Below are 24,610 nucleotides of genomic sequence, written 5' to 3' on the forward strand. Positions count from 1 at the left end.
GTTCGCGGGCGGGCCTCAGTTGGCGACGGCCTGGTGCGCTCCGCCTTCCAGTGCATTTTCCATGTCGCGGGTGGTTCCGACACGCACGCCGATGCGCGGATCGCAGCTGCTGGGAAATACGGCGTCGAGGCGCTTGCGCAGCACCGTCTCGAATTCGGCCTGGCCATGCTTGCGCGGGCGGGAAACGGCGATGTCGTGCTGGATGGCGCTCTTGATCCGGTCGACCGCGTCGTCGTCGAGCACGCCGACAGCGACCAGTTCCGCGCAAAGCTGCAACAGCCCGACCGAAGTCGCCTGCGCGCGCAGGCCGATATAGTCGAGGCATTCATGCAGGCGGATTGCCTGCTCCTTTGCGTTCCGGTCCATACATCACCCTCCACAAGCGCTCCGGCTGACGGGAATGGCGGGCCCGGTTGGTCCGGACTCCTGCCGCTATTGCCGGCGCAGGTGAGAGGCTAGGATGGAATCCGCGCGCGTCAACGGCCTTGTGTATGCTGATGCAAGTAACGTGTGTGCGATACCGGTGGAGGAGCCGGGCCGCGCAGGGCCCGGCTCCTCCGTCACGGGTCAGGGTCCGGGAGGCGAGGGGGGCGGCGGCGGAGGCGGCGGCGGGGGCGGCGAAGTCGGCGGCGTCGGCGTGTTGAACGGATCCCAACCGCCGATCGGCACATCGCCGATCACGTCGCATTCGGCCGGAATCTCGTCCCATACCTGATTGTAGCAATATTCCGGACCGGCGGTCTGGAGGCTGGTCGACATCAGCAAAGTCGCGAAGACGCTGAACATTGCACTCTCCCATAGTTTTGCGCCATCGAATTGACGCAAGAACAGGCTATGGGATCGCTAACATCGCGACAATGCGGAGATTGGGCCGATCTGGTCTTAGTCTGATCTTGCGAAGGTCAGAAGATTCCCGGTGGTTCGATGCTCGACGAAAATGGGCTGAATCCGGCCGCCGAGGCAGCGGTGATCGCGCAATGCACCCGCAGGAAGGTGCGGTCGCCCTTCCGGTTCAGCGCAGCGTCGATCAACTCGATATTGCCGCGCACCGCGCGCAGGGTCGAGCGCGGCCGCAAGCCGCATAGCCGTTCGATCCGCACGGCATAGGATGCGACACTTTCCCTGTCCGCATCGAACACCGGCAAGGGGCGCGAACGTTGCAGCTCGTCGAGCGCGCGCGTCGCGGCGAGCGCGCTGTAGCGGCGGCTGATCGCATCATTTTCGATGGTGAAGCCGATGGCTCCGGTCGCCGCGATTTCCATCCCGAAGCAATTGAGCTCGATGTCGCCGAGCGGCGCATCGCCCTTGAGGACGATGGTCGGCTGCTTTTCGCCTTCCCAATGTTCGATGGCGATCCGCTCGGCGGAAATGCCGCACCTGATGACGATCGCGTCGCGCAGCGCGGCCGCGGCGTCATCGTCCGGCGATGTTGTGACGATCAACGCGGCCAGCACCAGCATGGCCGTGTAATATCATATCATCGACGCCGGTCAAACCCGGCGTCAGAATACCGGCAGGTTGGGATCGTTGTCGTCGACCGGCGTATGGATGCCGCACTCGGTCTTTTCCCAGCCGCGCCAGCGGCCCGCGCGGGGATCCTCGCCCGGCTTCACCACGCTGGTGCACGGCGCGCAGCCGATCGAGAGATAGCCCTGCGCCTCCAGCGGGTGGCGGGGCAGGTTGTGGGTCTCGAAATAGGCTTCCAGATCGGCCTTGGTCCAGCTGGCGAAGGGGTTCACCTTCAGCCGGTCTCCGTCGATCTCGAAGCGGGGCAGATTGCCGCGCGTGCTCGCCTGGAACGCCTTGCGTCCGGTGATCGTCGCGTCGAAATCGACCAGCGCCTTTTCCAGCGGAGCGACCTTGCGGATCTCGCAGCAGCCGTCGGGATCGTAGGACCAGCGCAGTCCGGTCTCGTCGCGCCTGGCCAGCGTCTCCGCGTCCGGCGTCAATATGCGCAGGTTGAGGCCGAGCAGCTCGGCGACCTGATCGCGATAGGCGAGCGTTTCGGGGAAATGCTTGCCCGTATCGATGAACAGCACGGGGATGTTGGGATCGACGCTGGCGACGAGATGGAGCAGCGCCACGCTCTCGGCGCCGAAGGAAGACACGATGCCGACTTCGCCGAGCATGTGATTGCCGAGCACGGCGCGGAGCATCTCCAGCGTATCGGCGCCGCGGAACATGTTATTGAGGCGCACGGCATCGGCCTCGGTGAAACGGGGCGTCAGGTCGATGCGATCAGGGGTCCTGCCGATCTTCCCAATGTCCGCGTCAGCCATGCCGGAGTTTCCATACCGGCACATAGGCGTCGGCGGCCTTCTGATACGCGAACTCGTACCGCTCGAGCGACGCGGTGAGCGTCGCCTGGTCGATCTCGGCTTCGGGGGCGAAGCTGTCGAAGCCGCAGCGGCGCATCAGCGGGATCTGGTCGACCAGCACATCGCCCTGCGCGCGAAGCTCGCCGGTGTAACCGGCTTCGCGGAGGATGCGTCCGGTCGAATAGCCGCGCCCGTCGCGAAACTTGGGGAAGCTGACTTCGACCAGCGCGATGCGATCGAGCTGATCGAGCAGCGGCGTTACGTCGTCGCCGGCCTCGATGCGGACGGCGGTGGCGTTGGACTGGCCGAGGAAGCTGTCGAGCGTGACGGCGGGCTCGTCATGGGCCTCGTCATCGCGATAGCGCAACAGATCACCCATAAATCGCCTCCTTGAACGGCTCCATGCCGATGCGGCGATAGGTGTCGAGGAAACGTTCCCCGTCGGTACGCTGCGCCAGATAGACGTCGGTCGCCTTTTCCACCGCATCGACGATGCCGTCCTCGTCGAAGCCCGGGCCGGTGATCTTGCCGAGCGACACGTCCTCCGCGCCCGATCCGCCGAGCAGCAGCTGGTAATTCTCCACGCCCTTACGGTCGACGCCGAGGATGCCGATGTGACCGGCATGGTGGTGGCCGCAAGCGTTGATGCAGCCGCTGATCTTGAGCTTCAGTTCGCCCAGATCGCGCTGGCGGCCGAGATCGGCGAAGCGGTTGTGGATCTTCTGCGCCACGGGGATCGAGCGCGCATTGGCGAGGCTGCAATAATCGAGGCCGGGGCAGGCGATGATGTCGCTGATCAGGTCGAGATTGGCTTCGGCCAGGCCATTGTCGGCGAGGATCTGCCAGATCGTATGGAGGTCGGCCTTCTTCACATGCGGCAGGACGATGTTCTGCGCATGGGTGACGCGCAGCTCGTCGAAGCTGTACTTCTCGGCAAGGTCGGCCATCAGGTCGATCTGCGCCGACGTCGCATCGCCCGGAATGCCGCCCTGCGGCTTCAGGCTGATATTGACGATCGCATAGCCCGGCGCCTTGTGGGCGATGACGTTCTGGTCGAGCCAGACCGCGAAGTCGGGATCGCTGCGGTCGACCGCGTCCGAAGCGCCGGCGTCATAGGCGGGCGGGGCGAAGAAGGCGGCGATGCGATCGAATTCGGCCTGGGGCGGATCGATGCCGAGCGCCTTCACCTTGACGAACTCTTCCTCGACCTGGCGGCCATATTCGTCCGCGCCGATTTCGTGGACGAGGATCTTGATGCGCGCCTTGTAGATATTATCGCGGCGGCCGTAGCGGTTATAGACGCGCAGGCAGGCTTCGAGATAGCTCAGCAGGTCCTCGGCGCCGACGAAATCCTTGATCTCGGGCGCGATCATCGGCGTGCGGCCCATGCCGCCGCCGACGAAGACCTTGCCGCCGAGCACGCCGTTCTTCTCGACCAGCTGGATGCCGATATCGTGCAGGCGCATCGCCGCGCGATCCTCTTCGGACGCGATCACGGCGATCTTGAACTTGCGCGGCAGGTAGCTGAATTCGGGGTGGAAGGTGCTCCACTGGCGCAACAGCTCGGCCCAGGGGCGCGGATCGGCGACTTCGTCCGCCGCGGCGCCGGCGAACTGGTCGGAGCTGATGTTGCGGATGCAGTTCCCGCTGGTCTGGATCGCGTGCATCTCGACCGAAGCGAGATCGGCGAGGATGTCCGGCGCGTCCTCCAGCTTGATCCAGTTGTACTGGAGGTTCTGGCGGGTGGTGAAATGGCCGTAATCGCGGTCATATTTGCGCGCGATATGGCCCAGCATCCGCATCTGGCGGCTGTCGAGCGTCCCATAGGGAATGGCGACGCGCAGCATATAGGCGTGAAGCTGGAGATAGAGGCCGTTCATCAGCCGCAGCGGCTTGAACTGGTCCTCGGTGATCTGGCCGGCGAGGCGGCGGGTCACCTGATCGCGGAATTCCTCGACGCGGGCGTCGACGATCGACTGATCGTAATTGTCGTACTTGTACATGTCAGATCACCCAGCTGCCGGCATTCGGGTCGGCGGGTTTGAGCGTGAGGTCGGGCCGCACCGTCGGGCCGAGTGCGCGGACGCGGTCCTTGATATGCGCGGGGCGGGGGCCTTCGGGGGTTATGGTCGCGTCGATCACATAGGGGGCGTTGACCCGGCGTGCGCCTTCCTCGGCATGCGCGATCGCTTCGCCCTGATCGGCGACGTCAACGGCATCCTCGACATGGCGCGACCAGCCATTGCCGGTCCACCAGGTCACGTCGCCGCTGCCCAGATCGTTTCCGGTGAGGAGTTTCATGCAAGTGCCTCCGCGGCCTTCGCCCATTGGGCAAGCTTGTTTTCGGCGTCGGACAGCATCACGACTTCGCCAACGACGATGATCGCCGGGCTCTTCACCTTCTCGCGCTCGACCATCGGGCCAAGGTCCGCGAGCAGAGTACGCATCGCGCGCGATCCTTCCAGCGTGCCGCGCTCGAGCACCGCGACCGGCATGTCGGGAGCGACGCCGTCGTTCATCAGCTTCTCGCTGATGTCGGGGCAGGTCGCGACGCCCATATAGATCACCAGCGTGCGGCCCTTGCCGGCGAGGCCGGACCAGTTCTGCTCGGAGAGGCCTTTGCACTGGCCCGCGACGAAACTGACCGCGCTCGACCAGTCGCGATGGGTCAGCGGCAGCATCGCTTCGGCGGCGGCACCAAGCGCCGCGGAGATGCCGGGAATGACTTCGACGCGCAGGCCCGCTTCGCGCACCGCTTCGACTTCCTCGCCGCCACGGCCGAAGATGAACGGATCGCCGCCCTTCAGCCGAACGACGATCGCGCCGGTCTTCACATGCGCGACGATCAGCGCGTTGATCGCATCCTGCGAGAGGGTGTGCTTGGAACGCTGCTTGGCGACCGAGATGCGGTGCGCCTGAGGAGCGAGATCGAGCACGCGCGAATCGACGAGGCCGTCATGGACGAGCACATCGGCTTCGCGCAGCGCTTCGACGGCGCGGACGGTCAGCAGGCCCGGATCGCCCGGACCGGCACCGACAAGGATCACGCGCCCACGCGCGGAAGGATCGAGAAGGCTTGCCATGCGGCGGGAGATGGGCCGCGAGGGCCGGAACGGCAACGGAGGATGGTTTGGGGTTGGGGTAGGGAAACTATTCCCTATCGAACAAGGGCATCAGGCGGGGACCTCATCCGCCAACGGGTCGACCACGGATCCGGCGTCGTAGCGCCCGGGCAGGGTCAGCCATTCGCCCACCGTGCGCGGCTGATCCACTTCCGCCAGTCCGGTATCCGGCCACTCGTCCTTCGCCGGAAACCACGCGGTCCGGAACAGCCGGTCCCAGATCGTCGTGAACGCTCCGAAATTATGGTCGAAATGCTTCTCTTCCAGTGAATGGTGGATACGGTGGAAGCGATTGTCGACGAGCGCGCTGCGCAACGGTCCGAAATCGATCGCGGCGGGCGAGTGGATATAGCTCGAATGGAGGAACAGGATCACCGTCATCAGCGGCGCGACCGGCCCGGTATCGGAGAGGATCAGGCTGGTCGGTATGATGAACAGGAGCGAGTAGAAGATCGGCTCGCTGATATGGTGGAAGGCATTGACCGCACTCAGCTCGCGGATCGAGTGATGCACCGCGTGGTAGCGCCAGAACCAGCGATGCTGGGCGCGGTGGAACCAGTAGAAGAAAAAGTCGCCCACCACCGCACCTGCGATCGGCGCGGCGATCCAGGCCAGCGCCCCGGTCCAGCTCATCGTCAACGGCAGGGTGATCAGCGGATGGATGCCGATCAGCGCCCAGATCTCGCGAAACAGCGCGAGCCCCAGCGCATTGACCGGCAGGAAGATCGCCCAGAACAGCAATCCGGACAGCCGCCCGCGGATCGACGTTCTGCTGCGCGGCAGCAGCAGCTCAAGCGCGGTCATGAAGGCGAACGCAAACGCCCAGCACGGCGCCGCGCTGGCGAGATGATCGATAACGGGAGCGAGCGCATCCATGCCGAAGGCATCGCATGGAAAGGGTTAACGCTCCTTCTCGGTGCCGCAGCGGATCAGCGTAATCGGCTGAAAAATCTTCGATTCCACGCGCATTCCCCCGCCCGCCGGGAAACGGAGCTTCACCACATCCTCGCTCTGCTCGTCTTCGGCGAAGCAGGTGGCGGCGGCGTCATAGCCGCCGGGGACATTGGCCAAACGGTGGAAATCGCACGACACCTCGCCAGCGGTGGACAGATCCATCTCCTCAAACCGCCACGCGCCGTCCTTGCACAGCCCGGCATTGGCAGCCCAGCGGCCGATATAGCGGGCAGGCTCCGGCGCCGGCGCTGGCGTGACCGAGGGCGCGGGTTCGGGCTTGGAAACCGGCGGCGCAGTTTCGGGCAGGTCGGCGGTCTGGTTGACCGGTTCGGACGAACAGGCGCCGAGCGCCAGCGCGGCAAGCGGAAGCAATCCTCTCATCCCGGGCAAACGGGCGAGCCGGGCGCGGCGTTCCGTCAGAACAGCCCCTCGACCGCCCCATCCGCGCCGATCCGGATCGACTCCGCGGCGGGCACGCGCGGCAGACCGGGCATCGTCATGATCTCGCCGCAGATCGCCACGACGAACCCCGCGCCGGCCGCAAGCCGCACCTCGCGCACCGGCACGACATGGCCCGTGGGTGCGCCCAGCGCGGCGGGATCGGTCGAGAAGCTGTACTGCGTCTTCGCCATGCACACCGGCAGATGGCCGAATCCGGCTTCCTCCCAGCGCTTGAGCTGCGCCTTCACGCTCGGATCGGCCACGGCTTCCTCGGCGCGATAGATGCGGGTCGCGACGGTGTTGATCTTGTCGAACAGGGGCAGGTCGTCGGCATAAAGCGGCGCGAACTGCGCCCCGCCGCCGGTCAGCGCCACGACTTCCTCCGCCAGCGCTTCCGCGCCCGCGCCGCCGTCTGCCCAATGGGTGCAGCGGATCGCCTTGGCCCCCTGTGCTGCCGCGATTTCGGCGATCACCGCGACTTCCTGCTCGGTGTCGCTGGTGAAGTGGTTGATCGCCACCACCACCGGCACGCCGAACTGGCGGACATTCTCCAGATGCCGCGCGAGGTTCACGCCACCCCGGCGCACCGCTTCGGCATCGGGCGCGCCCAGATCGGCCTTGGCCACCCCGCCATTCATCTTGAGCGCACGCACCGTGGCGACTACCACCGCGGCGGCAGGTTTCAGCCCCGCCTGACGGCATTTGATGTCGAAGAATTTCTCCGCGCCCAGATCGGCGCCGAACCCGGCTTCTGTCACGACATAATCGGCCAGCTTCAGCCCCGCCCGCGTCGCGATCACCGAGTTGCAGCCATGCGCGATGTTCGCGAACGGCCCGCCGTGGAGCAGGGCAGGGGTGCCCTCCAGCGTCTGCACCAGATTGGGCATGATCGCATCCTTCAGCAGCACGGCCATCGCGCCATCGGCCTTCAGGTCGCGCGCGGTTACCGGCTGCTTGCCGCGCGTCTGCGCCACCACGATCCGGCCCAGCCTTGCCTCCAGATCTTCAAGACCCGTCGCAAGGCACAGGATCGCCATGACTTCGCTGGCGACGGTGATGTCGAACCCGCTTTCGCGCGGATAGCCGTTGGCGGGGCCGCCGAGCGACTGTGCCACGTCGCGCAGCGCGCGGTCGTTCATGTCGAGCACGCGGCGCCAGGTGATCCGCCGCACGTCGATGTCCAGCGCATTGCCCCAATGGACATGATTGTCGATCATCGCCGCCAGCAGATTGTGCGCGCTGGTGATCGCGTGGAAATCGCCGGTGAAGTGGAGATTGATGTCCTCCATCGGCACCACCTGCGCATAGCCGCCACCGGCCGCGCCGCCCTTGGTGCCGAAGCATGGCCCGAGCGACGGTTCGCGCAGGCAGAGCGCGGTGCGCTTGCCGATCCGGGTCAGCGCATCGGCGAGGCCGACGGAGGTGGTCGTCTTGCCTTCTCCCGCAGGCGTCGGGTTGATCGCGGTGACGAGGATCAGCTTGCCCTCGCGCTCCGGCTGCGCCTCGATCCAGCTCAGATCGACCTTGGCCTTGGTGCGCCCGTAATAGTGCAAGGCCGGCTCGGGAATATCGAGCCGGGCGGCGATTTCGGGAATGGGATGAAGCGCGGCGGCGCGCGAAATCTCGATATCGGAAAGCATATGCGGGCGGACGGTAGCGCCCCTGATTGTGCCTGCAAGTGGGGCGTTGCGACGCTCGCGAAAAATCGCTGTCCCACAGAAAATGTTCGGTCTATGTTCCTGCGTGGAGCGCTCTTGTGCAAGGGCCTGCGACCGCTTGTGTCGCCTCACATGCGAAGCGCGATAGTGTAAAGTTAGTGTCAACTTAGCGTGACTTTTGGAGGTTTCTTGGACCCGCTCGCTCTCATTCTCGTTGTCGTGGCCCTGTTGGGTGGCCTGGCGCTCGGCTGGTTCCTTGGTGGGCGCGGGGCCGTGGAGGCGCGGAAAGAACGCGACCACTGGTTGAATGAGCACAAGGCCGCCGTGGCGGATCTTGGGCGAAAGGACATCGAGCTTGCGACACTGAGGGCAGAGACCTCGGGCCTCGAGGCGCGTTTCGCCGACCTCGCCAATCGTGCGCTCACCGAGGCGCAGGAAAGCTTTCTCAAGCGTGCCGACGATCGCTTCAGGCAATCGGAGGAAGCTGCGGGCCAGAACCTGAAGTCGCTGCTCCAGCCGGTCAGCGAACGGCTTCAGCGCTATGAGGAAGGCGTCGCGAAGGTCGAGGCGGAACGCCGCGATGCGTTCGGCGATCTCAAGGGGCAGATCGAGCAGATGCGGATCGGGCAGGAGCGCGTTTCGACCGAAGCCGCCAAGCTGGTCAATTCGCTGCGAAACGCGCCCAAGTCCCGCGGGCGCTGGGGCGAGCAGCAGCTCAAGAACGTGCTCGAGACGTGCGGCCTTTCCGAACACACCGATTTCCAGACCGAAGTGAGCATCGGCGTCGAAGACGGCGGACGGCTGCGCCCCGATGCCATCGTCCGCGTGCCCGGCGGTCGCGCACTGGTGATCGACGCCAAGGTGTCGCTCAACGCGTATCAGGATGCGTTCGGGGCGGTGGACGAGGCGGAACGGCAGATCGGCCTAGCCGCCCATGCCGCGTCGATGAAGGCGCATGTCAACGCGCTCGGCAACAAGGCGTATTGGAGCCAGTTCGACGACGCGCCCGACTATGTGATCATGTTCGTCCCCGGCGAACATTTCCTCTCCGCCGCGCTCGAATATGATCATGGCCTGTGGGATTTCGCGTTCGAGAAGCGCGTGCTTCTGGCCACGCCGACCAATCTGATCGCCATCGCCCGCACCGTTGCGGCGGTGTGGCGTCAGGAGCGGCTGGCGGAAGATGCGCGCCGGATCGGCGAACTGGGCAAGGAGATGCACGAGCGTCTTGCCGTCGCGGCGGAACATATGCGCGTGGTTGGCGGCGGGTTGAGCAGCGCGGTCAATCGCTACAACCAGTTCGTCGGATCGTTCGAACGCAACGTGCTGAGCACCGGCCGCAAGTTCCGCGATCTCAATATCGAGACGACATCGAAGGAGATCCCCGAACTGCCTCCGGTCGAATCGCTGGCGCGCTATGGCGATGAAGCCGGGTTGATCTCCGGGCCGGTGGACGAAGCGGCCGAATAGCCGTGGCGAAATACCGGCACACCACGCTGCCGCCGCCCTATCTGAAGCGGGTCTGGCTCGATCTTCCGCCCGATATCGACCGGACGGCTTACCCCTGGTGCCTTCCGCTGTTTCGCACCGGCGAATTCGAGCTCGACTTCGACAAGCCGGTCACGATCATCGCGGGCGAGAATGGCGTCGGCAAATCGACATTGCTCGAAGCCATCGCGGTGCTGGCAGGGTTCGACGAATCCGGCGGGGGGCCGGGATATCGCGCGGTCGACAATTCGAGGGCTGTCGAGGCAGGCGGTGGCAGTCTGGCTTCGGGGCTCAAGGCAAGCTGGCTACCCAAGATCGGCAGCGGCTGGTTCTTTCGTGCGGAAAGCTTCTTCTCGGTCGCCCGCTATCTGGACGAAGCAGGCAGCCCGTCCGCCGACTTCCTCTCGCATTCGCATGGCGAGGGCTTCGTCCGCTTCTTCGAAGAGCGCTGTGCCCGGCCCGGCATCTTCCTGTTCGACGAACCCGAATCCGCACTCTCGCCCGCGCGCCAGTTCGAGTTCCTCAAGCTGCTCCGCCGGATGCAGGCCGGCGGTCAGTCGCAGGCGATCGTGGTGACGCACTCGCCGATCCTGATGGCGCTGCCCGAGGCGCGCCTGCTCGGCATGGGCAAATACGGGATCGAGCCGGTCGAGCTGGAGGATACCGCCCATTTTCGTATCTATCGCCAGTTCGTCGCCGACCCGCACGGGCTGGTCGGCGACATGCTGGCGGAATAGGCCTCAGCGGCGGCCCGGAGCCCGCGCCGGGGCCAGCACCAGCGTCTTGCCCGCGCGGCCGCTCAGTACCAGCTTGCCGTCGCGGTTGCGGCTCACGCTCAGGCGCTGGCCGAGCAGGTCGAGCAGGTTGCGCTCCTGCGTGATCGCATAGCGGCCCAGGCAGGCGCGGCGGGTGGTGGCCAGCGGGCCGGCGTTCAGGAAGCCGCGCTCCATGCGGAAGTCGCCGTTCAGGCTGTTGCAGCCGGTGTTGCCCGACACGCGATTGCCGTTGAAGCTGAGGGTCACATTCGAGCCGCGCATCACCGGCACGCCGCCGATGCTCTGCACCTGCCAGTTGCCTTCGATCACCGAGCGCGGGTTCTCGGCCTGTGCGCTACCGCCGCCGCAGCCCTGATAGCGCCGGCCATCGACGGTGACGGTCACCGTGTCGCGATAGGTGCGGTCGCTCATTCCGTCGCTGCACGCGCGGTGAACGATGTTCACGTCGATCCGGCGGGTCTTGTAGATCTCGCCGGCAAAGCCGTTGATCACCCTGGGCGTGGCGACGATCACCGGGCGGCGATCCGGGGTCTCGAACTTCATCGTCCGCGAATCGATCGTCAGGCCCCAAAAGGGTTCGGTGCCCACCGCCTTGTACGGTGCGTCCCGCTGGGCCAGCGCGGGGCTGGCGAGGGCGGTCAGGGCAACAGCGGCGGCAAGCATCGTCTTCATGGTCGTTCTCCTTGAACGCTCAAATCGTCCCGCGTGGCTTAACGCATGGTGGCCGATTTGTTTCGCTGCCGTTCAGGTCGAACGCCCGGTTTTCGCTTCAGCGCTTGGGATTGGCGCGGAAGACTTCCGCCGTCACCTCGCTGCGCGGGCGGCGGCCGTAATGGACCATGTCGCTGCTGTTGCTGAGGCAGGCATATTGATAGATCAGCAGCCCGTCATCGACCGGCTTGGGATCGAAGCCCGCATTGGCGTTCTCGACCCGGCCGTCGGCGTAATAGACGCGCGTCAATACGCCCGAACGGGTCTTCGCCGCGCAATCGAGACGCGCATCCACGCGGATCGCGATCACGCCGTCGCTATCGGCTTCGCGGAACATCAGGAAGGTGGGCAGCGTCGCGATATTGCCCTGCCGTTTCGGCGCGCCGTCGACCAGCAGCAGCTCGTCATCGATCCGCAGGTCGCCGCTGGGCATCAGCCACCAGTCGCCGGCCTGATCGACCTTGTCCGCCTGAGCGGCGGCGGGAAACGCTGCGCCCAGCGCGGCGGCGGCGATCAGCACACGGAACATCGGCATTCTCCCCCTATGATCGGTTACCCGCGTCGCCGCTGGTTGAGCACTTCATACGCCATCACCGCGGTCGCGACAGCAGCGTTCAGGCTGTCGGCCTTGCCCAGCATCGGGATCTTCACCGTCAGGTCGCACGCGGCGGCCATGAAATCGGGCATCCCCTGCGCTTCGTTGCCGGTCAGCAGAAAGGTCGGTGCCTGATAGCGCGCGGCCTGATAGTCGATATCGGTATCGAGGCTCAGGCCCACCAGTTGGCCCGGCCCTGCGCGGAGCCAGGTCGCGAACTCGGCCCAGGGCGCGCGGGCGACCGGCACGGTGAACAGCGCCCCCATGCTGGCGCGCACGGCTTCGACCGAGAAGGGATCGACGCAATCGTCGACCAGGATCAGTCCGCCCGCGCCGATCGCATCGGCGGTACGGAGGATGGTGCCCAGATTGCCCGGATCGCGCAGCCGCTCGGCAACCAGCCAGATCGGCGCGCTGGTGCGGTCGAGATCCTCCAGTCTTGCTTCGAACTCGGCGAACACGCCGACCACCGCGCCGGGATTATCCTTGCCCGAGAGCTTTGAGAGGATGTCGGCATTGGTCTCAATCGCCCAGCCGGTTTTGTTCTCGACCGCCGCGATCAGCTCGCGGACCAGCGGGTGATTGGCCATGTCGCGGGCATAGAAGAGATATTGCGGCAGCCGCCCGGCTTCGCGCGCTTCGGTGAGGATGCGCAGTCCTTCGGCGAGGAACAGCCCTTCCTCGCGGCGATGCTTCTTGTCGCGCAGGTTGCGGACCCGCTTGATCAGCGGGTTGGAAAAGGCGGTGATTTCGCGAGGCATGTCGTGCCTTTAACCTGCCCGTCCCCCAAGCGAAAGCTGGGGGCTCAATCTTCCCCGAACCGGTCCTCGACCAAGGTCACCAGCGCCTGAACCGCATCCTCGGCGCCTGCGCCTTCAGCGCTGATCGTGATCGAATCGCCCATCGCGGCGCCCAGCATCATCAGCCCCATGATCGAGGTCGCGGTGACCTTCGATCCGTTCTTCTCGACGACCAATGGCACGGGCTGGGCCGATGCCAGCGTGACCAGCTTGGCGCTGGCGCGGGCATGGAGGCCGCGGCGGTTGGAGATCAGAACGGTGCGGCTGGTTTCGCTCATGCAGCGGCTTCTCCCAAAACCTCGGACGCGACGGTAATGTATTTCCGGCCGGCTTCGCGCGCGGCGGCGACGGCTTCGGCAACCTTCATCGTCTTGCGCGCGCCGCCCAGCCGGATCAGCATCGGCAGGTTGATACCCGCGATCACCTCTACCTTGCCCGCCTGCATCAGCGAGATGGCGAGGTTCGACGGGGTGCCGCCGAACAGGTCGGTCAGCAGGATCACTCCGCGGCCGCCATCCACTTCTTCGATCGCTTTCGCGATGTCGGCGCGACGTTCTTCCATATCGTCCTCGGGGCCGATGCAGATCGTGGCGATCCTTTCCTGCTTCCCGACAACATGCTCCATCGCGACGACGAACTCTTCGGCGAGCCGCCCATGCGTCACGAGAACGAGACCAATCATTTCACCTAAACTCCGCCCCCTGATGCAGCCGCCGGCGCCCCCTCAAGCGAATCCTGCGGCGCAGTCTGCAGATCGCGATGGGTCACCGTGGGCGAAAAACCCTCGTCGCGCAACCGCGCGGCCATCCGTTCGGTCACATGCACCGAACGATGACGGCCACCCGTGCATCCGAACGCTATCGTAACATACGCCTTACCTTCGGCCTCGTAACGCGGCAGCAACAAAAGCAGCAGCGACTCGATCTCCACCATCGCCTGATCATAGGCCGGATCGCCGGCGATATAGGCGGAGACGTCGGCATCCTGTCCCGTTCCGGGCCGCAGCGTCTCGACCCAGTGCGGATTGCGCAGGAAGCGCATGTCGAACACCAGATCGGCGTTGCTGGGCAGGCCGCGCGAATAGCCGAAGGACATGACCGAGAGCGTCGGTTCGCCCAGCCGCTCGCCCGAGAAGGTCGCGCGAATCTGCTGCGCCAGTTCGTTCGACGCCAGCTTGGTCGTGTCGATCAGCCGGTTCGACCAGCGGCGCAGCGGGGCGAGCAGCTCGCGCTCGCGGGCAATGCCTTCGCTGGCCGGGCGGTCCTGCGCCAGCGGGTGGCGGCGGCGCGTCTCGTTGTAGCGGCGCTCCAGCTCGCTGCCCGCGCATTCGAGGAACAGCGTGCCGATGTCGTGGCCATGCTCCTCGCGCAGCTTCTTGATGCGGCGGACGATGCTCTCCGCATCGAAGCCGCGAGTCGCGACGCCGATGCCGATCGCCAGCGGTCGGTCGTCGTCGCTGTCCTCGGCGGGTGCGGTGTCGAGCAGGCGGTTGAGGAGAAGGAGGGGAAGGTTGTCCACCGTTTCCCAGCCGAGATCCTCCAGCGTCCGCAGCACGGTCGACTTGCCCGCGCCGGACATGCCCGTGACCAGCAGGATCTGCTTGGGCCGCTTCTTGCTCATTTCGCGGTGCGCCCGAGCTGTTTCAGCGCCAGCTCGACCTTGATCGGCGCGGAGGGCTCCAGCGCGGGCAGGGGGAAGCAGGGCACGTCGACCCCCGCGATCCGGCGCGAGCGGCGTTCCTCGGGAAAGCGCGGTGGCGAATCGAGGATCACCACGATGATGTCGATCGGTACCTTGGCGACATGCGGCATCTCGATGATCCCGATGCCGCGAACCTCGATCTTGCCGGCGATGGTCACGGGCGGCGAGGCAAGCAGTTCGCCGACGCGGCTGGCGCGGTGGCAGATGGTCTGGTCGTCGGAGACGAGCGTCGCTCCGCGATCGATCAGGCGCAGCGCCAGATCCGACTTGCCCTCGCCAGAGCGGCCCTCGATCAGCACGGCGCGGCCGCCGATCGCCACGCAGCTGGCATGGATCGTTTCGGACGACAGTTCGGGCACGCGCAGTTCAGCCATTCACTCGCTCTCGGCCAGCGGAAGCCGCACGACGAAGCGCGCGCCCCCCATTCGATCCTCGCGGCTTTCCACCGCGATGCTCCCCTGATGGGCTTCGACAATCGTGCGCGCGATGGCAAGCCCCAGACCCGAATGCTGGCCGAATGCTTCGCTGTCCGGCCGCACCGAATGGAAGCGGCGGAAGATCGCCTCGCGCGCTGCCTCTGGCACGCCGGGGCCGTCATCCTCGACCCGGATCGTCAGCGTGTAGCCGTCGCTGGCCGCCGAGATCGCGATCAACCCGTCCGGGGGCGAGAAGGAAATGGCGTTCTCGATCAGGTTTTCGAACACCCGCTCCAGCCGCGCGCCTTCGCCCAGCGCGATCAGCGGCCGTCCGGTAGGCCGGTCGAAACGCAGGCGGATGCCGTTGGGCAGCCCGCGCGCCTCGCGCTGGTCGATCAGCGCCTGGATCATCTGCCCGACATCGACCGGTTCGAACGTGGCGCGGCTGAGCTGGGCATCGAGCCGCGAGGCTTCGGAAATATCGGTGATCAGCCGGTCGAGCCGGTGAACATCGTCGCGGACGATCTCGAGCAACTGGTCGCGATGCTCCTTCTTCTTCACCGTGGTCAGGCTCTCGACCGCGCTGCGCAGCGAGGCGAGGGGGTTCTTCAGTTCGTGCGTGACGTCGGCCGCGAAGGCTTCGGTCGCGTCGATCCGCGCCCGCAGCGCCTGGCTCATGTCCGAAAGTGCGCGGGCGAGCAGGCCGATCTCGTCGCTGCGCGTCGGCAGGCGCGGCACCACCACTTCGCGCGCGCGGCCCAGCCGCACCCGGATCGCGGCGCGGGCGAGGTGGCGCAGCGGCCGCACGATGGTCCGCGCGAGGAACAGCGAGAGGATGATCGAAGCGAGCGACACGAACAGCAGCACCACGCCCAGCCGGTAGCGTTCGGAGCGCACCGTCTGCGTGATGTCGCGCGCATTGACCGTAGTCATCACCACGCCCAGCCCGGCGATGGGCGCGGCGGCGGTAATCACCGGGGTGCGATCCGGCGCGCGCCACACCGTGGCGGGCGCGCCATGCGTTTCGTTGGCGGTGCGCACGTCGGGCCAGTTGAAGCCGTGCGCGGGGTCGCGCTCGCGATACTGCATCACCCGGTCCGCGCCGGCGACCGTGTCGATCACGCCGTCGAGGAAGCGGGCGACCGTCTGGTTCCACGGATCCTTGTCCGGATCGCGCAGCACGAAGTTGCGCAGGCCCAGTTCCTTGCTGTCGGAGATCAGCTTGCCCGCTTCGTCATACAGCCGGATGCGCACGCCCATGTCGCGCGCCAGGCTGAGCACGAGCAGGTCGCGCCGCTCCTTGGTCGCCGATGCGAGCGACTGGGCGATCAGGCGGACTTCGCGGCTCGACTGGGCGATGCGGCTCTCCACGATCCGTTCGCGATACGAATCTAGGTACGAGAAGCCGCCGCCCAGCAGGGCGAGCGCGAAGATGTTGACCGCCAGAATCCGTGGAGTCAGCGAGATCCGGTTGGACCATTTGAGCGCGAGGACGCGCTCTTCATTCGTCCGAGAATCGGTATCCGGCGCCATACAGGGTTTCGATTGCGTCGAACTCACCGTCGACCTGGCGGAACTTGCGGCGGACCCGCTTGATGTGGCTGTCGATGGTGCGATCGTCGACGTAGATGTCGTCCTGATAGGCGGCATCCATCAACTGGTTGCGCGTCTTCACGATGCCGGGCCGTTGCGCCAGCGTCTCGAGGATCAGGAATTCGGTGACGGTCAGCGTCACGTTGGTGCCGTTCCACGTCACGCGGTGACGCGCCGGATCCATCGCCAGCCGTCCGCGCACCAGCGGCTGGGCCGGTTCGGCGGCTTCGCCCTCGGCAGCCGGCATGGCCACTTCGGTGCGGCGCAGGATCGCGCGGATGCGAGCGATCAGCAGGCGCTGGCTGAACGGCTTCGCGATATAATCGTCCGCGCCCATTGCGAGGCCCAGCGCCTCGTCGAGCTCGTCGTCCTTGCTGGTCAGGAAAATCACCGGAATCGCGCTCTTTTCGCGCAGCCGGCGCAGCAGTTCGAGCCCGTCCATCTTGGGCATCTTGATGTCGAGCACCGCCAGATCGGGCGGATTCTCGACCAGCGCCTTCAGCGCGCTTTCGCCGTCCGAATAGACTCGCGTCAGGAAACCCTCGGTCTGAAGTGCGATCGAGACCGAAGTGAGGATGTTGCGGTCGTCGTCGACCAGCGCGATCGTAGCCGTCATCGGGCGGTGCGAACCTGTGTCAGAACCATCGTCATGCGATTATACGAAACTCCCTCGCCCCTCAATGCGCCCCGCAATTCGCACGGGTTGGACGAGGATCGGGGCGGGATTGGGGCGGGGCGCAGCTGCCCGCAAAGCCATTCAGAAATAAATACTATAATTGACCGCTGCCTGTTTTGCTTGATGCAAGGCGCGCGTTGCATTCCAGTTGCGGCGGCCGGAAGCGGGGCCGTGATTCGGGTAAAGCCGGTCAAATCGCTCCCGCGGATTCGTGCCTCGCGAAAATTCGATAGCCCAATTACGCGATGACACCGATTACCTCGACTCTGACAGCGTTTACCTGGGATTGACCCCCCTTCGGGGCGGGGGTTACCGGCGAGTATGCGGAGTGGATGCGTCTGAAAAGGCGCTACTGGGAGAGTTATTTTGACCGAGCGTATGCCGCGTCACGGCCTCGATGCACAGGGCATCGGGACCGGGGCCACCCTTCACTGGAACCTCATTGCCGCCGAGCTCGTCGAGCACGCGCTGCGCCGGGGCGAGGGCAAGCTCGCCAAGGATGGCCCGCTGGTCGTCGCTACGGGCAAGCACACCGGACGCAGCGCGAAGGACAAGTTCATCGTCCGTGACGCCGAGACCGAGAATACGGTGTGGTGGGGCGACACCAATCGCGGCATGACGCCGGAGCATTTCGCGGCGCTGAAGGCCGATTTCCTCTCCGAAGTGGCCCAGCGCGACACGCTGTTCGTACAGGACCTGTACGGCGGCTCGCAGCCCGAACATCGCGTGAAGGTTCGCGTGATCAACGAGCTGGCATGGCACAACCAGTTCATCCGCACGCTGCTGGTGCGCCCGACGACCGGCGAGCTGGCGGACTTCGTGCCCGAATACACCATCATCGACCTGCCGAGCTTCCGCGCCACGCCCGAGCGTCACGGCTGCCGCAGCGAGACCGTGATCGCGGTCAACTTCACCGAGAAGCTGATCCTGATCGGCGGCACCGCCTATGCCGGCGAGATGAAGAAGTCGGTCTTCGGCCTGCTCAACTATCTGCTGCCGGAACAGGGCATCATGCCGATGCACTGCTCGGCCAATATCGGCCCGAACGGCGACACCGCGGTGTTCTTCGGCCTGTCGGGCACCGGCAAGACCACGCTGTCGGCCGACGCGTCGCGCACGCTGATCGGCGACGACGAGCATGGCTGGTCGGACACCGCAGTCTTCAATTTCGAGGGCGGCTGCTACGCCAAGATGATCAACCTGTCGGCCGAGGCCGAGCCGGAGATCTTCGCGACGACCAAGCGCTTCGGCACGGTGCTCGAGAATGTCGTGATGGACCCCGAGACCCGCGAGCTCGACTTCAACGACAACACGCTGGCCGAGAACAGCCGCGGTTCGTATCCGATCGACTTCATCCCCAACACGTCGGAAAACAATCTCGGCCCGGTGCCGCAGAACATCATCTTCCTGACCGCGGACGCCTATGGCGTGCTCCCGCCGATCGCGAAGCTGACGCCGGAACAGGCGATGTACCACTTCCTCTCGGGCTATACCGCGCGCGTCGCGGGCACCGAGATCGGCGTGACCGAGCCTTCGGCGACTTTCTCGACCTGCTTCGGCGCGCCGTTCATGCCGCGCCACCCGTCGGTCTATGGCAATCTGCTCAAGGAGCGGATCGCGAAGGGCGGGGTGAAGTGCTGGCTGGTCAACACCGGCTGGTCGGGCGGCAAGGCGACGAAGCCGGGCATCAAGCGGATGCCGATCAAGGTGACCCGCGCGCTGCTCAACGCCGCGCTCGACGGCAGCCTGAATTCGGCCGAGTTCCGCAAGGATCCGAATTTCGGCTTCATGGTGCCGGTCGCGGTGGGCGAGATCGATCCCAATATGCTCGATCCGCGCGCGGCCTGGTCGAACAAGGCCGAATATGATGCGACCGCGGGCAAGCTAGTCGACGAGTTCGTCGCCAACTTCGCCCAATTCGCCGACCATGTCGACGAAGGGGTGCGACAAGCGGCGCCTGGAGCGACCGAAAACGCCTGACCCGGCCTGATCCTCGATCGGGCCTTCCCACAAGAAAGCCCGATCGATGACCGACCACGAACCCCGCCTGTTTTCGTCCGACGCCGAGGTGATCCGCCTCGGCGAAGGGCTGATCGCGTGCAGCCTCGTCCGCGAGGACTGGACCCATGAAGCGCATCTCGCCGCTTGCCTCTATCTGCTGACCGAGCGGTCGGATGTGGATGTCGATGCCGAAATCGCCGGCATCATCTCGCGCTTCAACGAAAGCGTGGGCGGCGTGAATGACGATAATGGCGGCTATCACGACACGATCACCCATGCGTTCGTCGCGGGCGTGCGGCTGTTCCTGCGCGATACGCCGGCGACCGGCCTGACCGAACGGGTCAACGCGCTGCTGCTTTCGCCGATGGGGCATCGCGACTGGCCGCTGCGTTTCTACAGCCGGGAATTGCTGTTCTCGGTGGCGGCGCGGCGGGGATTTGTTGCGCCGGATCTGAAGCCGTTTCCCTAATTCACGGCATTGGTTGGCTTTTTGGGCCTCAATCCCTATATCGCACCCATCGCGCGGCAAATCCTTCGTAGGCGCCCGCGACTGAGAGACCCAGCGCGCTCCCGCTTACAATCCCGGGAGCATGATCCGTGGCCAAAGAAGAATTGATGACCCTCGACGGCATGGTCGAGGAAGTGCTGCCCGATGGCCGCTTCCGCGTCTGCCTCGAAAATGATCACCGCGTGATCGTCTATACCGCTGGAAAGATGCGCAAATTCCGCATCCGCACGCTGGTCGGCGACCGCGTCATGGTGGAGATGTCGCCCTATGATCTGGAGAAGGGCCGGCTGGTCTATCGCGAACGCGTCGCCAGCATGGGCTTCCAGCAGCGCAAGGGCGCTCGCAGGTGACCGATGAGGTCGCTGGCGGCAGCGAAACCGACAAGCCGAAGACCAGGCAATTCCGCCGCCGTTTCGATGGCGTCCGGCTGGCGCCCGATGCGGCTGCGCGGCAGGGCAAGGCGGCGACGCTGGCGTGGGAGCGGTTTCGCGACAATGCCGCGGTGATCGCCTATCTCAATACGCATGACGACGCGCTGGGCGGCCGTCCGATCGATCTCGCCGTCGCCAGCGAGGAAGGCCTGCTTGCGGTCAAGCAGGACCTCGACGGCAAGGCTGGCTGAGCCTATCGTTACGGCCTCGCTTCAATGGAGTCGTGACGATGGGAATTCTTGACGGACTGCTCGGCCAGCTGGGCGGAAACACCGATGTGACCAATCTCGCGGCCAAGGTCGGCCTTTCGCCCGAGCATGTCGAATCCGCGGTGCAGGCGCTGGCCAAATACCATCCGATGCAGGGCGACACCGCCGAAGGCGCGGCCGCCGCGACCGGCCTGCCGCTCGACAAGATCCAGGAACTGATCGGCCATATCGGCGGCGAAGGCGCGCTGGCGAAATATGCCGGGATGCTCGACAAGGACGGCGACGGCAATCCGATCAACGATATTGTCGGAATGGCTTCGGGTCTGTTCGGCAAAAAGTGATTTGATGGCGGCGCGAGCCTGCGATGGGTCGCAGGCTTGCGCCGCATGTTCTGCGGTAGCTGCGGCGAGGGTGTCGCGGCCATTGCTGGTCCTGAGGATTCGCGATGTAAAAGAGTGTGCCCCCGCTACCGGGCGCGCGGAGCCAGGCAGGGGAAATTCAACATTTCAGGCGGGGTAATAAATCCTCCCCCCTCCGGGGGAGGATTTAAAAGTAGAATGTCAGCCTTGGCCTTCCAGCGGCAGGCTGTTCTTCGCCACTTCGAAATGGTCCACCGTTCTTGGGCGATCGAGCAGGAAGCGGTTGTCCTCGGGATAATAGCGAGCGGCTTCGATATCCTCGCCGGCGAAGGCGCGGATGTCGTCCACGCTGCGCCACCAGCTTAGCGTGGTGACTTCGCTGATGCCGTCGGTCCGGTCGCGGAACAGCATCTGGAACCCCAGATTGCCGGGTGTCGAAGTGTAGTCCGCGCCGCCGGTGCCTTCGATATAATCGGCATAATCGGCCTTGTCCGCGGTGCGGATGCGGCCGGTCCAGCGGCGCAGGATCATGCCTTGCGCTCGGCGATATGCGCTTCGATCACACGGCCCAGTACGGTCATCGGCACGTTGCCGCCCAGCACCATCGCGTCGTTGAACGCCTTGAAGTCGTACTTCGCGCCCAATTCGGCCTGCGTATGCTTGCGCAGCCGGTTGATCTCGCTGTGGCCGACCTTGTAGCCGCAGGCCTGACCCGGCCAGGAGCAGTAGCGGTCGACCTCGCTGGTGACTTCGTCGATGCCCGAGCCGTTGGTCGTGGCGAACCATTCGATTGCCTGTGCCCGCGTCCAGCGCTTGGCGTGGAGGCCAGTGTCGACCACCAGGCGGCACGCGCGGAACGCGATCGACTGGAGATAGCCGAGCCGCCCGATGGGATCGTTCTCGTACACGCCCAGCTCGCTCGCCAGCTGTTCGGCGTACAGCGCCCAGCCTTCGCTATAGGCGTTGAAGGCGAGGATCGAGCGGATCAGCGGCAGCTTGAACGTATATTCGCCCTGCCAGCCATGACCGGGGATCGCTTCGTGATAGGTCAGCGTGGGCAAGCCGTAGCGGGTGTGCAGCCGCGTGGTGTGCAGGTTGATCCAGAAACGGCCGGGCACGGTGCCGTCGATCGATCCCGGGCCGCCATAGGCGCCGGGCGCGCCCGGTTCCTCGGCGAGCGGCAGGCGCTTCACCTCGACATTGCCCTTCACCAGCGTGTGGAACGCCTGCGGCATCCGGCCGCGAATATCGACGATCCGCTCGTTGAGGAACTTCATGATCTCGGCACGGCCGGCGTCGTTGTCCGGATAGAGGAAGCGCTCGTCCTTGCCGAGCGCGGTCATCCGCTCGCCCACGGTGCCGCTGGAGAAGCCGAGCTTCTTGAGGATGCCGTCCATCTCGTTCTGCAGCTCGGCCAGTTCGGCGCGGCCCTGCTGATGGACTTCTTCCGGCGTGCGAGTCGTGGTCGTGCCCGCGCGCAGCGCCCAGGCATAATAGGCCTCGCCATCGGGGAATTTCCACACGCCGGCGTCGCTGGTCGCCTTTGCGCGATGCCGTTCGAGCTCGGCGATCTGCCGGTCTAGCGCGGGCGCGACCACCGAGGTGCAGATGTCGAAGGCGCGCTGGCCGAAATCGCCCTTCATGCCTGCGGTGCGATTGGCGACCGAGGTAACGAGGCTCCATGCCGCGACATGGCCGCTGCGTGCCTGCTTGATCTGCTTCAGGCATTTGTCGAGCAGGAAGTCGGGCGCGATCACGCCCTTCGACGCTGCGATCTTCAGCCGCTCGGTCTCGCCGTCGAGCTGGCCGGCATAAGCGGCAAGGCGATCGATATAGGCTTCGCCATCTTCCTTGCTGGCGATGCGATGGTCGTTCTCGAGCATTCGCGGGGTATCGAGAAACGCGCCGACATTCTGGACGACGACATAGGGCGCGTTGCGCCAGCTGCCGACCGCGACGTCGCCATAGCCGAACTTCAGCCCTTCGACGCCCGACTGATAGGCGGTCTTCACCACGTCGAGATTGACCCGCATCGTGTGGCTCAGGCCGGTCTGGTCGAGCCGGTCGATCTCGGAGATGGCCCGGGTCAGGTTCGCCTGAACCGCCAGCTTGCCCCGGATCGTGCGGTCTTCCAGCCGATGCTTCAGCCGCGCGCGCTTGCCATTGTCGATGCCGAGCGAGGTCGCGCCTTCGGGCGAAGTCTTCAGCGCCTGTTCGGCGATCCGGTCGATCAGCGCCTGCGCCCTGGCTTCGTTGCCGGGTGCGGCAAGGGCGCGGGCGGGCAGGGTAGCGAGCGCGGCGGTTGCTCCCGCGCCAAGCAACAGGTGGCGGCGGTCGGTATGCATTCAGGCTTCTCCGGAAATCAGTTCGCGATCGGCTCGACGTCGAGCGAGCCGTCCTTCGCCCCGGTCACGCGCACGCGCGCGCCCGTCGGCATGTCGACACCGCGTGCCGGCCATTCCCCGTCGCCGACACGGACCCGGCCTTCGCCCGACACGATCGCATGGGATACGGTGACGGTCTGGCCGATCAGCCGGGCGATGCGGTCGTTGAGCAGCGGATCGCTGCTTTCGATCGGATGACGCGAATACCAGCGCCGCCCGATCGCCACCGCGATCGAAGAAGCCACCGCGAAGATCGCGATCTCGGCGAAGATCGGCAGGGGCAGCACCAGCGCGATCAGCCCGGTCACCGCCGCGCCGGCGGCGATGAAGACCAGGAAGATGCCGGGCATCAGCAGCTCGACGATCGCCAGCACCGCCGCCAGCGCGAGCCAGGCGATGCCGGGCTCGTTCAGCAGGTTCTGGATCTCGGTCACTGACCACTCTCCGGATTGAAGGGCTGGGGCCGCTCACGCCGGGCGGGGGCAGGCGGCGCGGGCGGGCTGGACGGACCGCCCAGCGCTTCCTTGGCCAGTTCGCCGATGCCGCCCAGCGTGCCGATCAGCTGCGTCGCCTCGACCGGGAAGAGGATCGTCTTGGCATTGGGTGACGTCGCGAACTTGGCGACGGCGTCGACATATTTCTGCGCGACGAAATAGTTGATCGCGGTCGCCGAACCCTTGGCGATTGCGTCAGAGACCATTTCGGTGGCCTTGGCTTCGGCCTCGGCGCCGCGTTCGCGGGCCTCGGCGTCGCGGAAGGCGGCTTCGCGGCGGCCTTCGGCCTCGAGGATCTTCGACTGTTTCTGGCCCTCGGCGCGCAGGATCTCGGAAGCGCGGGTGCCTTCGGCTTCTAGGATGTTGGCGCGCTTTTCGCGCTCGGCCTTCATCTGGCGGCCCATCGCGTTGACGATGTCGGCGGGCGGGCGGATGTCCTTGATCTCGACGCGGGTGATCTTGACACCCCACGGCGTGGTCGCGTGATCGACCACCGAGAGGAGGCGCGCGTTGATCTCGTCGCGCTTCGACAGCGTTTCGTCGAGGTCCATCGAACCCATCACGGTGCGCAGGTTGGTGGTCGTGAGCTGGAGCAGCGCGACGTACAGGTCGCTGACTTCATAGGCTGCCTTGGCCGCATCGAGGACCTGGAAGAACACCACACCGTCGGTGGAGATCATCGCATTGTCCTTGGTGATGATTTCCTGACCCGGAATATCGATCACTTGCTCCATCATGTTCACCTTGCGGCCGACGCGATAGAAGAAGGCGGGATAGAAATTGAGGCCCGGCGAAGCGACGGCGGTGAAGCGGCCGAAATGCTCGATCGTGTATTGATAGCCCTGGGTCACGATCTTCAGGCTGGAGAAGAGGTAGAGGATCACTACCGCCAGCGCCAGCAATGCCAGCATGAACAACGGGTCCATAATCACGACTCCCCTCGCAAAACTTGTGTCTTGGTAGCATAGAACGCCG

General features: G+C 65.5%; 31 protein-coding genes. 7 read left to right on the plus strand and 24 right to left on the minus strand.

The genetic code is table 11. The annotated features are described in order from the left end of the window. Nucleotides 1–15: 15 nt before the first annotated feature. From HHL13_RS04090 to HHL13_RS04140, 11 genes are all read right to left on the minus strand, one after another. Nucleotides 16–366 carry a hypothetical protein gene (locus HHL13_RS04090; protein ID WP_169554471.1) on the minus strand — a complete coding sequence of 117 codons (351 nt, stop codon included), beginning with the start codon at nucleotides 364–366 and terminating at the stop codon, nucleotides 16–18. 201 nt (nucleotides 367–567) lie between these two features. Further along, nucleotides 568–786, minus strand: a complete 219-nt coding sequence (locus HHL13_RS04095; RefSeq protein ID WP_169553741.1) for a hypothetical protein — start codon at nucleotides 784–786, stop codon at nucleotides 568–570. Between the two features lie 116 nt (nucleotides 787–902). Continuing rightward, nucleotides 903–1,460, minus strand: a complete 558-nt coding sequence (locus HHL13_RS04100) for a hypothetical protein (protein WP_169554472.1) — start codon at nucleotides 1,458–1,460, stop codon at nucleotides 903–905. A 42-nt stretch (nucleotides 1,461–1,502) separates the two neighbouring features. Continuing rightward, nucleotides 1,503–2,279: a phosphoadenylyl-sulfate reductase gene (locus HHL13_RS04105; RefSeq protein WP_169554473.1), complete on the minus strand. Its 777-nt coding sequence runs from the start codon at nucleotides 2,277–2,279 to the stop codon at nucleotides 1,503–1,505. Continuing rightward, entirely contained in the window at nucleotides 2,272–2,697 is a 426-nt protein-coding gene (locus tag HHL13_RS04110) for a DUF934 domain-containing protein (RefSeq protein ID WP_169554474.1), read from the minus strand. The genes HHL13_RS04105 and HHL13_RS04110 overlap by 8 nt, the downstream gene beginning before the upstream one ends. Beyond that, complete coding sequence (locus HHL13_RS04115) at nucleotides 2,690–4,321, minus strand: nitrite/sulfite reductase (RefSeq protein WP_169554475.1); 1,632 nt, start codon at nucleotides 4,319–4,321, stop codon at nucleotides 2,690–2,692. Before HHL13_RS04115 ends, HHL13_RS04110 begins: the two co-directional genes overlap by 8 nt. 1 nt (nucleotide 4,322) lies before the next feature. Continuing rightward, complete coding sequence (locus HHL13_RS04120) at nucleotides 4,323–4,619, minus strand: DUF2849 domain-containing protein (RefSeq protein WP_169554476.1); 297 nt, start codon at nucleotides 4,617–4,619, stop codon at nucleotides 4,323–4,325. After that, entirely contained in the window at nucleotides 4,616–5,401 is a 786-nt protein-coding gene (gene cobA / locus HHL13_RS04125) for a uroporphyrinogen-III C-methyltransferase (protein ID WP_169554477.1), read from the minus strand. Before cobA ends, HHL13_RS04120 begins: the two co-directional genes overlap by 4 nt. Nucleotides 5,402–5,491: 90 nt before the next feature. Beyond that, nucleotides 5,492–6,316 carry a sterol desaturase family protein gene (locus HHL13_RS04130; RefSeq protein ID WP_169554478.1) on the minus strand — a complete coding sequence of 275 codons (825 nt, stop codon included), beginning with the start codon at nucleotides 6,314–6,316 and terminating at the stop codon, nucleotides 5,492–5,494. 24 nt (nucleotides 6,317–6,340) lie between these two features. Next, nucleotides 6,341–6,775, minus strand: a complete 435-nt coding sequence (locus tag HHL13_RS04135; protein WP_169554479.1) for a hypothetical protein — start codon at nucleotides 6,773–6,775, stop codon at nucleotides 6,341–6,343. A gap of 35 nt (nucleotides 6,776–6,810) precedes the next feature. Then, nucleotides 6,811–8,475: a formate--tetrahydrofolate ligase gene (locus tag HHL13_RS04140; RefSeq protein WP_169554480.1), complete on the minus strand. Its 1,665-nt coding sequence runs from the start codon at nucleotides 8,473–8,475 to the stop codon at nucleotides 6,811–6,813. A gap of 237 nt (nucleotides 8,476–8,712) precedes the next feature. Between HHL13_RS04140 and HHL13_RS04145 the strand changes: the two genes are divergently transcribed. Both HHL13_RS04145 and HHL13_RS04150 read left to right on the plus strand, forming a co-directional pair. Beyond that, nucleotides 8,713–9,963, plus strand: a complete 1,251-nt coding sequence (locus HHL13_RS04145) for a DNA recombination protein RmuC (RefSeq protein WP_346775471.1) — start codon at nucleotides 8,713–8,715, stop codon at nucleotides 9,961–9,963. Nucleotides 9,964–9,965: 2 nt separating this feature from the next. After that, complete coding sequence (locus HHL13_RS04150; protein ID WP_346775472.1) at nucleotides 9,966–10,718, plus strand: AAA family ATPase; 753 nt, start codon at nucleotides 9,966–9,968, stop codon at nucleotides 10,716–10,718. A 3-nt stretch (nucleotides 10,719–10,721) separates the two neighbouring features. Here HHL13_RS04150 and HHL13_RS04155 read toward each other — a convergent pair whose 3' ends face one another. From HHL13_RS04155 to HHL13_RS04195, 9 genes are all read right to left on the minus strand, one after another. After that, entirely contained in the window at nucleotides 10,722–11,429 is a 708-nt protein-coding gene (locus HHL13_RS04155; protein WP_169554482.1) for an META domain-containing protein, read from the minus strand. A gap of 97 nt (nucleotides 11,430–11,526) precedes the next feature. After that, entirely contained in the window at nucleotides 11,527–11,997 is a 471-nt protein-coding gene (locus HHL13_RS04160) for a hypothetical protein (protein ID WP_169554483.1), read from the minus strand. Between the two features lie 23 nt (nucleotides 11,998–12,020). Beyond that, complete coding sequence (locus tag HHL13_RS04165) at nucleotides 12,021–12,824, minus strand: RNA methyltransferase (protein ID WP_169554484.1); 804 nt, start codon at nucleotides 12,822–12,824, stop codon at nucleotides 12,021–12,023. Between the two features lie 44 nt (nucleotides 12,825–12,868). Then, entirely contained in the window at nucleotides 12,869–13,141 is a 273-nt protein-coding gene (locus HHL13_RS04170) for an HPr family phosphocarrier protein (protein ID WP_169554485.1), read from the minus strand. Continuing rightward, on the minus strand, nucleotides 13,138–13,545 hold the full coding sequence (locus tag HHL13_RS04175) for a PTS sugar transporter subunit IIA (RefSeq protein ID WP_169554486.1): 408 nt from the start codon (nucleotides 13,543–13,545) through the stop codon (nucleotides 13,138–13,140). Before HHL13_RS04175 ends, HHL13_RS04170 begins: the two co-directional genes overlap by 4 nt. A gap of 5 nt (nucleotides 13,546–13,550) precedes the next feature. Further along, nucleotides 13,551–14,483: an RNase adapter RapZ gene (rapZ, locus tag HHL13_RS04180; RefSeq protein ID WP_169554487.1), complete on the minus strand. Its 933-nt coding sequence runs from the start codon at nucleotides 14,481–14,483 to the stop codon at nucleotides 13,551–13,553. Further along, a complete protein-coding gene (locus HHL13_RS04185; protein WP_169554488.1) occupies nucleotides 14,480–14,938 on the minus strand; it encodes an HPr kinase/phosphatase C-terminal domain-containing protein in 459 nt (152 codons plus the stop codon). Before HHL13_RS04185 ends, rapZ begins: the two co-directional genes overlap by 4 nt. Further along, nucleotides 14,939–16,513: a stimulus-sensing domain-containing protein gene (locus HHL13_RS04190; protein ID WP_169554489.1), complete on the minus strand. Its 1,575-nt coding sequence runs from the start codon at nucleotides 16,511–16,513 to the stop codon at nucleotides 14,939–14,941. Further along, nucleotides 16,482–17,189: a response regulator transcription factor gene (locus HHL13_RS04195; RefSeq protein WP_169554490.1), complete on the minus strand. Its 708-nt coding sequence runs from the start codon at nucleotides 17,187–17,189 to the stop codon at nucleotides 16,482–16,484. Before HHL13_RS04195 ends, HHL13_RS04190 begins: the two co-directional genes overlap by 32 nt. Before the next feature lie 426 nt (nucleotides 17,190–17,615). On the opposite strand from HHL13_RS04195, the gene HHL13_RS04200 reads away from it, so the two are divergent. From HHL13_RS04200 to HHL13_RS04220, 5 genes are all read left to right on the plus strand, one after another. After that, nucleotides 17,616–19,229 carry a phosphoenolpyruvate carboxykinase gene (locus HHL13_RS04200; RefSeq protein ID WP_169554491.1) on the plus strand — a complete coding sequence of 538 codons (1,614 nt, stop codon included), beginning with the start codon at nucleotides 17,616–17,618 and terminating at the stop codon, nucleotides 19,227–19,229. 46 nt (nucleotides 19,230–19,275) lie between these two features. After that, nucleotides 19,276–19,719, plus strand: a complete 444-nt coding sequence (locus HHL13_RS04205) for a hypothetical protein (protein WP_169554492.1) — start codon at nucleotides 19,276–19,278, stop codon at nucleotides 19,717–19,719. A 128-nt stretch (nucleotides 19,720–19,847) separates the two neighbouring features. Beyond that, nucleotides 19,848–20,108: a translation initiation factor IF-1 gene (gene infA, locus HHL13_RS04210; RefSeq protein WP_169554493.1), complete on the plus strand. Its 261-nt coding sequence runs from the start codon at nucleotides 19,848–19,850 to the stop codon at nucleotides 20,106–20,108. After that, on the plus strand, nucleotides 20,105–20,380 hold the full coding sequence (locus HHL13_RS04215) for a hypothetical protein (protein ID WP_169554494.1): 276 nt from the start codon (nucleotides 20,105–20,107) through the stop codon (nucleotides 20,378–20,380). Before infA ends, HHL13_RS04215 begins: the two co-directional genes overlap by 4 nt. A gap of 38 nt (nucleotides 20,381–20,418) precedes the next feature. Continuing rightward, a complete protein-coding gene (locus HHL13_RS04220) occupies nucleotides 20,419–20,739 on the plus strand; it encodes a hypothetical protein (protein ID WP_169554495.1) in 321 nt (106 codons plus the stop codon). Between the two features lie 219 nt (nucleotides 20,740–20,958). Here HHL13_RS04220 and HHL13_RS04225 read toward each other — a convergent pair whose 3' ends face one another. Genes HHL13_RS04225 through HHL13_RS04240 form a run of 4 tightly spaced genes read right to left on the minus strand, consistent with a single transcriptional unit; the run spans nucleotide 20,959 to nucleotide 24,546 of the window. Then, nucleotides 20,959–21,288 (minus strand): hypothetical protein, encoded by a 330-nt coding sequence (locus tag HHL13_RS04225; protein WP_169554496.1) that lies wholly within the window; start codon nucleotides 21,286–21,288, stop codon nucleotides 20,959–20,961. Beyond that, a complete protein-coding gene (locus tag HHL13_RS04230) occupies nucleotides 21,285–23,102 on the minus strand; it encodes a DUF885 family protein (protein WP_169554497.1) in 1,818 nt (605 codons plus the stop codon). Before HHL13_RS04230 ends, HHL13_RS04225 begins: the two co-directional genes overlap by 4 nt. 17 nt (nucleotides 23,103–23,119) lie before the next feature. Next, nucleotides 23,120–23,575: an NfeD family protein gene (locus tag HHL13_RS04235; protein WP_346775473.1), complete on the minus strand. Its 456-nt coding sequence runs from the start codon at nucleotides 23,573–23,575 to the stop codon at nucleotides 23,120–23,122. Then, the gene (locus HHL13_RS04240; RefSeq protein ID WP_169556762.1) at nucleotides 23,572–24,546 is read right to left on the minus strand and encodes an SPFH domain-containing protein; all 975 of its coding nucleotides are present in this window, start codon (nucleotides 24,544–24,546) and stop codon (nucleotides 23,572–23,574) included. Before HHL13_RS04240 ends, HHL13_RS04235 begins: the two co-directional genes overlap by 4 nt. Nucleotides 24,547–24,610: the final 64 nt, after the last annotated feature.

The organism is Sphingomonas sp. G-3-2-10 (genome assembly GCF_012927115.1).
Classification (GTDB): Bacteria; Pseudomonadota; Alphaproteobacteria; order Sphingomonadales; family Sphingomonadaceae; genus Sphingomonas.